The sequence below is a fragment of the Bremerella sp. JC817 genome, assembly GCF_040718835.1.
In the GTDB taxonomy this organism is placed as follows: Bacteria; Planctomycetota; Planctomycetia; order Pirellulales; family Pirellulaceae; genus Bremerella.
In genome coordinates, this window is the sequence record NZ_JBFEFG010000226.1 from 1 (window position 1) to 9,311 (window position 9,311).

The 9,311-nt window shown below is 47.1% G+C and carries 4 protein-coding genes; 3 read left to right on the forward strand and 1 reads right to left on the reverse strand.

Annotated elements, in window-relative coordinates; translation table 11 throughout:
* Positions 1-96: 96 nt before the first annotated feature.
* Entirely contained in the window at positions 97-1,428 is a 1,332-nt protein-coding gene (locus tag AB1L30_RS01150; protein WP_367011491.1) for a hypothetical protein, read from the reverse strand.
* 392 nt (positions 1,429-1,820) lie between these two features.
* Here AB1L30_RS01150 and avs1a point away from each other — a divergent pair, with 392 nt between their 5' ends.
* The 3 genes from avs1a to avs1c form a co-directional block, all read left to right on the forward strand.
* Complete coding sequence (avs1a, locus tag AB1L30_RS01155) at positions 1,821-3,008, forward strand: AVAST type 1 anti-phage system MBL fold metallo-hydrolase Avs1a (protein WP_367011492.1); 1,188 nt, start codon at positions 1,821-1,823, stop codon at positions 3,006-3,008.
* Positions 3,008-8,830, forward strand: coding sequence for an AVAST type 1 anti-phage system protease Avs1b (gene avs1b / locus AB1L30_RS01160; protein ID WP_367011493.1), 5,823 nt, complete (start codon positions 3,008-3,010; stop codon positions 8,828-8,830). Before avs1a ends, avs1b begins: the two co-directional genes overlap by 1 nt.
* Positions 8,831-8,855: 25 nt before the next feature.
* A partial coding sequence (gene avs1c / locus AB1L30_RS01165) for an AVAST type 1 anti-phage system protein Avs1c (RefSeq protein ID WP_367011494.1) occupies positions 8,856-9,311 on the forward strand: 456 nt, incomplete at its 3' end.

Below are 9,311 nucleotides of genomic sequence, written 5' to 3' on the forward strand. Positions count from 1 at the left end.
CAAATTCTATAGCCACGAACGCCCTCACCAGTCGCTAGGCAATCGAACCCCGTGGACCGTCCACACCAGCCAGCGACTTGGAGCCCAGCAATCCACTTAAGAAACCGGCTCCCGTGGTCCGAAAATTGGGGTCCACTTCACACCTCCAAGCGTTTGTTCAATGATGTATCGAGTGATGAACTCAGGCGTATAAAACGCTCCTTCCTTTTTGCGTCGGGTCTTGTGTTTTTCTTTGCCAAGTGGCTTAACAAGACCGTCTAGCTCATTTCGTATTTGTTCCAGGTCAGTGATCGATTGTTCGAAAATATGGCCCAAAATTTCGACATCGATTAAACGCTTTTTCTTTTCATCATCACTGTCGACCGCAACTTCAGATGGCGGACGATAGTCGTATTTACCCAAATCGCGAAAGTGAGCGCAGACATCATCCGGAACAGTCAGGCGTTCTAAGAACGGATCATCTGCAAATAGACCACCATTATAAGGTGGGATATCTAATTGCTGGTTTCCAGCGTCGATCGAGCGGAACAGGCCGCAAAAGTTCTTCCAAATAGGAGATTCGTCGTAAGGATTAGGATGCTCAAACGCCTTCTTTAGCGTTTCTTCTGGTAGCAACTTTCGATCTTCGCAAAACGCTGTGAATAGAACGCGGTCGAGAAGCTTCTGGGTTGCAGCCAGTATTTCGTGACGCGATTCTTCTGGGTTTTCCTTGCAAAGTGTCTCAAAGACATCTTGCCGGATGTCGGCATACTCCAGGTAGAATTGTTTCGTCAGCGTCTTACCGACTTTGTCTGAAGCGTCTTTAAGATTCTTGAAGTGGCATTGGCCAACTAAAGGAACAACACGTTCCGCGCCGAGAAGGAATACAAACTTCCGAAAAGCAGAATCGCTATTTGCCAGATCATTGATATCGAAACGCTCGTAAGTTTGTTGGTCTGATCCTTTGTGATAAAGTCGAGTTTGTCGCATCGACGTGACGATGATCCAGTCGCAAGGCAGATTGATTGCGTATCCGTATCCTTGATCGACTGCGGACTTCTTGCGGCCAGCAAATGGCCGCTCAAGTGGATCGGTGGGTCCCTTACCTTCGAGGGCTACGATTGGTCGACCGTTACTGTCTTGGCGGAATTCACCTAGGACAGCATCAGCATACTTTCCATCGACCTGAATGTATTTCTCGCGAGCCCGCGTATAGCGGTCAGGGTTATCGGCCGGCCGGTCATATCCCAACAGCTTGCAGAAAATGTCATCTACGAAGTCGGGCAAGAGTTCCTGCTCACGAAATGCTGCCCCCTGATCAGATCCTAGAAAGGTTGCCCATTTCGTGACAATTTCTCGTTGAGCCGAAATATTTTCGGGCAGCTGAAACGTCTTGAGATAGGGTCGCAGAGCATCGGGACGGAAAAGAGGCTTAGGTTCAACTGGCACGAACGGACATCCTTTTCGGGGCTGGTCTCGACATCAATAGCTGGGGATAGTTTACCCCCTCTGAGAAGGTGGTAAAATCACTCACCTTATCGTCTTATCGGCTTTTTGTTGCTTTTCGATCGGAACCGCATTCGACCCTGCCGGGAAAGATCTTGTAGTTTGCGAGTTGGACAGAATTAACATCTCCACCAATTGAGGCAGCGGGGACAACTGCAAGTGCTTTCTCGTAATAGTCAGTTCCTGAAAGGCTGGCACTAATTCCTGAATTATGAAAAGTGTCATTGGACAAGTTATGAATTGCAACAAGTCGTTGGAGTGAATCTGCACCTCATGTGCCGCCTCGTGAAGTGCAGTAGCTTACTCGATCCTCGAAAATAATTGGGTACCCTGGCATGGTTGGCAAAACAACACTGACGATGTTCTCAGCGGGCGCTGGTGACTCCTTTCTTGTGGAGCACGATTCAAGCGAAAGCTTATCGATATTGGTGGATGGTGGGTACGCACAAACTTTTCGTAAGATGCTATTGCCATTACTGCGACAAGAGTATCAAAAACTACGTCACATTGATCTGCTTATTACAACTCACATCGATGCTGACCATATTGGAGGTATTCTTGCCTTTTTAAAGCAGAATGGGAATGTAGATACGCCCAGCATTGCGCCAGTTAGGTTCGCATGGCACAATAGCCTCAGAAGTTTGGGTGGTCTTAACGGTGGCGAGGGGCAGCTAGGCACTGCAGATCTTGCAGTCCTTTCGCAGGTTCGCCAACGCGGCTTTTTGGAAAGAGAAGAATCTTCGCCTTCTGAGATCTCCGCAATGCAAGGAAGTTCATTAGCGTCGCTTCTTCAGCAAAATGGCTATTCTTGGAATGAATCACGGCCAATTGTCAAAGGAATAAAATACGAAGTTGCACCAAACTGCGAGATTCATGTGATCTCACCACCTGTAGAGCGTCTCGTGGAACTACGAAGTTATTGGATAAGAAAGTTCCGAGAACTAGGGTTCGCAGGAATAATCTCAAAATCAGAGGTCTTCGAAGATGCATTCGAGTTCATGTGTTCCTTTGAGTCCGTTGATGAGAATGTTTCCGAGGAGATCTCCTCTATTGACGAAAACGCTGCCACCCTAAGTGACGTTTATACTCCTGACGACGCAATAACGAATGGAAGTTCGATAGCATTCGTGCTGGCGATGGGTATGACCCGGATATTGTTCCTCGGGGACTGCTGGGCGGAAGATGCTGTCTCTGGAATTAGCGACGAGTTTAGCGAGTCATTCCCCATAATCTTTGATGCAATCAAGGTCTCCCACCATGGAAGCGTTCGTAATACAAGTCCCAAATTACTGTCGATGATCGATTCACCTCGTTTTCTTATATCTACCAGTGGTGAGCAGCATGGTCATCCCAGCCTGGCAGTGCTCAAAGAAATTGTTGATCGTCCGGCGTCTTTCAAGCGGACTCTCTATTTCAACTACGAATCCAGAGCATCAGAGATGATAAGCAATTATCAGCGTAATTCAGGATCCGAATTTGATGTTGTTGTGAGCAATAACCCACGCATTGTAATCGAGAAGTAATGTTTGAAATTGAGTTACGGCTGTCAACGTGTAAAGTGACTTGTGGAGACCAGCTTGGTACTGGATTCTTTGTTGGGCAAGATTTGGTGATCACCGCTAGGCATTGCGTACTGGATGCAATTGAAAACAAGAGCCCAGTTGCTCTTGAATTTCACGTTCCTGGCACGGGAGCGACAACCATAGTAGCCGACGTTGTCGATCATGAACCGGAAATCGACATTTGTCTTGTCCGCCTAAAGGAGAGTCTCACATTACGAGGCCAAAGATTCGACGTTGAACTACCACGAGAGGGGACGGGATGGAAGTCCTTTGGTTTTCCTAAGTCAAAGCCGCTCATTGGGCATCGCAGCTATGGGACGATTGAAGCGGTCTTGGACTCGCCGAAAGCCAAGATTGATTTGGATTTATCAATTTCGGAGGATGTGAAGCTTAGCTCATACAGCGGCCTATCTGGCTCGCCACTGATTGTTGGAAATAGTGTCAGCGGCATACTACGTGTAAAGATGGACAACTCTCTCGGGGCCATTAGCACACATGCAATCCTGCCGTTTCTTAAGCGAAACGGATTCAAGAGCTCTCGGCGAACGCCCAAAGACGGGATGAACCAGGATTTAGCACAGCGACTTGAATTTCAAGATGAGCTTGAATCTCGTGTTCTGAAGGCGAGGGGAGGCTTCTATTTTCTTGAGGGGGCGCATGGAATAGGCAAGTCTACGTTTTGTCAAAATCTTGTCCCGAGAAATGGGGAATTGCGAGTTATCGGAGCTTACTGTGTTCGGGAATCGTCGGTATCGAACACCAATGTCAGATCGCAGCCATCTCAGTTGTACGATTGGATAACTTCTGCAATTGCCACACTGATAACGGGGCGAGCGGATAGAAAACTTGAAGCAAATTATGAGGCTATGGCATTAAACCTGGAAACATACTTGGAGAAATGCTCTCAGTTTTGCATTGAGGAGGATAAGACAGGAGTCATATTTATTGATGGTATCAATGAAGTCGCAGATATTGAGGCGAACAGATTGTCGGACTTCGTCGGGTTGTTACCTAACGTGTTGCCGGCAAATATCGCGATCATTTTCTCTGCTCCAAATTTTGCATCATTGTCTAGGCGAATGGGCGGAAGAGTGACGAATGCAAATGTTCTCAAAATCCCTCCACTGTCAGATACCGCTTGCGCAGAGTTTGCCTCAAATCATTTAGCGGGAAGGCCAGATACTTCACCTGCCCTGATAGATGCAATTGTAGCAAAGGCCGCCGGGCATCCACTGTATCTCAACTATCTTACGAAATATGTGGAAGATAATTTGGGGGAAAGTGTTCTCGATGACTTTCCTGTCCTGAATGGACCAATCGAAGATTATTACGAACGTATTTGGCAAAGCATTGAAGACGAGGCCAATTTTCCCTATTTGCTCGGAGTTATTGCAAGATTAAGAGACGCTATTCAAGTAGAGGAGTTTGTTACTACGCTAAGCGAAATAGAGCAGGCGGCATTTTTGGCCGTCTTTGCGAAATGGGGGCACCTTTTTAGGACGAAGAGTTCGACGGAGATGTTTCACGAGTCATTTCGTACCTTCGTTCAATCAAAGACGGAGATATTAAAGACGACGATAAATGAACGACTCGCGAAAAGCTGCATTGACAATAATGCGTTGAGTTATTGCAGGATAAACAAAGTGTTCCATTGTTTGCGTGCTTCAGAATCGCTCCAGGAACAGTGCATAGAATTTTGTAATCAAGATTGGGTAGATGATTGTGTATTGTTGAGCGTTGAACCAGAAGTGTTGCTGAGGGATGTGCGTGATGTTGTAAGCTGTGCTGCGCGTCGTGGATTGGCGACACAGGTGATACGCGTTCTTTTGCTCGAACAGCGGGTAAGCTTTCGATACGAAACACTGTTCGCTCAATCCGCCGGCGAAGTAGCTAAGGCTCTTGTGTTGCTCGGTAGGCCCCAAGATGCTTTGAGTCATGTCTTTCGATATGAGAACTTAATCGTCTCTCCGTGGGTAGCCTTGGAGGTTGCATGGCCCATGATCGAACGAGAGTATTATTCCGAAGCGGTTGAGGTTTTGGAGGCGGTTCTCAATCAATGTAGGCGCATTTTCGGTGAACCCGACATAGAAATTCCAGTATTCGTAGAGGTTGCTATTTGCAATATTCTTGCGGTAATGTTTCTTCGAGTTACGGGTGAAGACAATTCGGAATATGTACATTTTGTAATTGACCGTAGCTTGAAGATATTAGAGGCGTCGTTGTCAGATCAAGATGGGCAAGCTCTCCGGCATTTTTCTAGTCGAATCGTTTCTGCGCCGCAGGTGTACTTCTTTGCATTCAAGCAGGTCTATACAGCGAATGATGATTTAGAACTATTAGGTGATATAGACGTAGTCGGCAATCAAGACTACATCAACTTTCAGTTTGACTTGCTCATTGAATATTTGAGAGCGTCCGATGAATTTGATTTGCCTGTTGCCTCGAAGTGTATTGAAGAGATTCTTGCCGACATCGAAGAGGGGTGTAACCATGCGTCCATTGTTCAACATCCCAATTTAGTAGGGGTGATCGACGCATTAGTTAGAGTTAACGCTCCAGAAAGCATCATTGCGAGGTTGTTAAGAGACTCCAAAGAGGAGTTTGATGCAGGTGAATTCGAGTTGCGAAGCGAAAACGGTGTTGACGCGAATCTTGCAGGGGTCTACGCACAATACGCTAGATGGCGAGTTCAGGCGTATCTGGGCGAAGAAAGTGAATTTATATCAGTTGTTTGTATAGAAGGCGAAAACTGGGAGGAAAGATTGACAAGGGCGTCAAAGCAGAGCGCCCTGTTGGATGGCGCAATTCGTCGCGCACACCTTGCCGGTGATCACACTAAGCTGTCGTTGCTTTGTGAACAGGTATTCCGTAGTGTGTTACCAAATTTCGAGTTGTCGCTAGCAGAGCGGCGAAAGTGGGACCGGGCTTACGCAATACCTGAGGCTGTTGTGCCGCTTGTTGTCACTCTTCTTTTAGAGTGTTTGCTTGAATGCTCCCCTGAGTCGGCTGCGAAGTATCTTGAGTGGATCCAATCGCGAAGTGATAAACAATGTGGTTTATACACCGAGGGATTTCGTGAATTGCTTTTTGATGTATGTAAGGCTTCGGGAAAGCTAAGCGCGGACTCAAATGTTCACGCCTCTGCTTTCGCAATTGCTCAGCAACTGCGTCAGCATATCTTAGAATGCGTTCAGAATAGGTACGAACTGGTTCCCCTGCTACTGCGACTGGTAAAGTTATTCTCATCACTTGGCGCACCGCAAGTTGCAGACGAATGCTATCGAGATGTGCTTCGATTTTCGATGGGACCGTCTTGGTACAAGGAGGAACAGTTTGACCTTCTGTCGAATGGTCTTGAACTTTTGTCTGAATCGGCAATCGATTCCGCGACTATATGCAGAATTGAGACGCTGCTCGAATTGGCCTCAGGTGAAATGACATTTCAAAGGTATGTTCGAGATGCGAAGTCTAGCTTAGTCGCGGTCTTGACGAGGAAGGGAAAGCTGTCGGAAGCGATACGATATTTTAAGTTGCAAGTGTGCGGAACGACAGACGAATTGTTTACCGAACTTTCGGCACCAACGGTCGATAGGATTGATTTGCTAAGGGGAAATCGATTTCCTGGGGGGGGGATCGATGAGCAGCAGGCAGTTCTTAATTTCGTAAACAAAACGCGTTGCAGTTGGCGTGTGAGATGGGCGATTCTTGAGATCTTTCAAATTGGAGACTCGCGGTATTTCTCAAAATTTGGAGCGGCGTTTGCAAGAATCATCAATCACGAATTAGCTGATGATCAACTCATCGATGAAATGTTGAATCGTCTTAGAGTAGTAGTAACTAGCGATCTAATCGAAGCGGCTATTCCTGACTTCGTCGAGGCGTTCTTGGGTGAGATTGATCGATCCGTTAAGCAAAGATTTGAGGCGATTTTACCAAGAGTTAGTCCTGAGGCATCGGAATTTGAAAAGATTGTCCGGTCCACCGAAGACGATTCTGAGTCAAATTTGAGAGCAGACGATGAGTTTTACGTTCCTGGCTTCGTCGGAAAAAGTGAAGGAGTTGTGGATTTAGAAGGTGATATAGCTAAAGCTCAACAGCAAGTCACATTGGGTAATATTGATAGAGCGAGAGAGATACTTGTCCAAGCGCTTCGGCGAGCCCAGGATACAGAATGGCCAATTTGGAGCGGATCGGGTTCAGGCATCGATAAAGCGCGACAGGCTCTATGCAACACATGCGAGGATCCTGGCGAGTTGATGTCCGTTTTTCATGATCTAATCGTTGGCGAGCGATTGGCATCGTCTTGGTTTATAGCGAATTCTTTATTGAAAATCTGTTCGGGGCTTGCTTCACAGGGGGACGCTGGCGACTTGATGGAGATGGTGATCGATCATGTTGATCAAATCTTGGGAGGCGGTATCAAAAGTTCGGAATGTATCGACGATGATGCCGCTTTAGGAGAGCTAAGTAATGACGAACTGTTTATTTCGTTAATCGCTTGGTGTCTCACCCACCCTAAATGGATTCGTAGAGACAAGTCGGCGGAAGTTTTGGGTTGGTTGTTTCTAGAGTCGGAAAGCTATACCCAAGAAATTGTTACGACTCTATGTGGCATTGGAGGCATGCAGAAGGCATTCGCCTTTGGATTGCTTAATGCACGGTCTTGTGCAAGTCCTCAAGATACATGGCGGCTATTCCTCGCCTGCGGTAATCGTAAAATTGGTGGATTTGAGCCAGAGGATGCTTATTCAATCAGTGTGCAGCATCAAATTGCATCTCGCGCGAGCAAGAGCGGACAAGCGGATGCGTCCGAAATGGTCGACAAGTATAGTGCGAGTTTTCGGTCGGGTATAATTGAGGTTCCCTCAGCGACATTTGTCCTGCCTTCTTGGGCTATGTGTCTCAGGCCAACGTTCGATGCGTTAAAGGAAATTGTCAGTGTTGACTCAAAGTTTGTGAGTGACTTTGAGGAACATATGAAAGAGCTGTGTGCTCCGCACGACATAAAAAACTTTCATCAACTGGAGATGCTCGTCGCGGAGGGTTTTTCTGAACCAGCTCAGTTTGCTTGGGATAGATGGCATGTTTTGGCAAGTGAAGCTTTGAGCAGAACGCTACTCGGAAGAGTGTCTCTTGAGGAGCATTCTAAAGTTGCTCAGACTCTTAATATGGTCAATCCAAGTTTTCCCTTGGGTGATCGAATGCTGGACATTGACTCAAGTTTTGAAAAATATTTGGACCATTTGAAAAGTGGTGCGTTCGATTCCATGGTTCAAGATCCCGATCGTTTCGTGCTTCACTACGTCGAGAAGGGGGAAATTGAGGATCTGGAGTCCAGCGTACTTCCTAAGCCCGGAATGGTAAAAATTGAGGTAATAGCTTTCGCAATTTCATCAGCGATTCGCAATCGTGTGTTTTTTTTGCCTGAAGTTAAAAGTGTGTTCCCAAGTAGTGGGCTTCCCGCTGATAACGGGGAGGACTACGAAACTTGCTCAATTCCTCTGCCACGATATGTCTATGGCGGTTCATTTACCCCAGCTGCCCCTCTGGCCAGTTTTTTGGCGATTGCCAAAGCCAGTGATGAGGATTGCCATAGGGAAGTGTGGCGATGCGGACGCTCTGGGTATTTGGAAACATACGGGCGACCAAAATTTGAGGGTTGTCGGACCCTAATCTCTAAGAGCTCAATTCATTTACCGCCGGATAGGAAGCTCGCGTGGACAATTTCCGTGAATGATAAAGTTCTAACTATGATCGATTCACAAGGGAATGAACTATTTTGAATCGGAGATGAGGATGTTTACGTCCATGACGACACCTTTGTCGCGGCATGAGTTTGAGCGAGCGTTTAATATTGCTGCTGAACAAATGCGACAAGGAAAAATCAAGTTTGCCGCGTCAATGATTGAATTGATCGATAGCTTGCGAAGAGTTAGGGATCTACCCAATGGGCGGCTAGATTTGTTGAGTATCGATGAACGTGCGCGACTTCATGCGAATTCCACAGTAACCTGGCTTGAAGACGGAGCGTTTGAAGCGATTAGGAGTGAATCAGGAATTAGTGAAGGTGAGAATGTCGACAGTGAAATAGAAGTCGGTCCGCAAAGTAATCCACCATCAGGCAGAGCCAAGAAGGCGCCGGCCAAGAAGGCGCCGGCCAAGAAGGCACCGGCCAAGAAGGCACCGGCCAAGAAGGCACCGGCCAAGAAGGCACCGGCCAAGAAGGCACCGGCCAAGAAGGCACCGGCCAAGAAGGCACCGGCC

Excerpts from the sequence above, each read along its gene's own strand:
- avs1a (WP_367011492.1), top strand. The coding sequence starts at position 1,821 with ATGGTTGGCAAAACAACACTGACGATGTTCTCAGCGGGCGCTGGTGAC.
- avs1b (WP_367011493.1), top strand. The coding sequence starts at position 3,008 with ATGTTTGAAATTGAGTTACGGCTGTCAACGTGTAAAGTGACTTGTGGA.